Origin of the sequence: Curtobacterium sp. MCBA15_013 (assembly GCF_001865095.1) — a bacterium.
Taxonomy (GTDB): domain Bacteria; phylum Actinomycetota; class Actinomycetes; order Actinomycetales; family Microbacteriaceae; genus Curtobacterium.
In genome coordinates this window covers 1-200 of the sequence record NZ_MJGQ01000062.1, presented here as the reverse complement: position 1 = coordinate 200, position 200 = coordinate 1, and the positions used below count along the sequence as shown (strand labels likewise).

General features: G+C 73.5%; 1 protein-coding gene. It reads left to right on the top strand.

Annotated features, from left to right (window positions below; translation table 11 throughout):
• Window positions 1-200 (top strand): sigma factor-like helix-turn-helix DNA-binding protein (locus BIV01_RS16955; protein WP_302847435.1); only part of this gene is annotated, 200 nt, incomplete at both ends.

Sequence of the window (200 nt, the reverse complement as noted above, 5' to 3'; positions counted from 1 at the left end):
GGACCGCACCGACGCCGTCCTCGACCGCATCGTCGTCGCGGACGCCCTCGCCTCGCTCAGCCCCGACCACCGTCGGGTGGTGGTGGACGCCTACTGGCTCGGACACACGGTCCCCGAGATCGCCCGACGACACGACATCCCCGAGGGCACCGCGAAGTCGCGGCTGCACTACGGGCTGCGGGCCCTCCGGCTCGCACTGC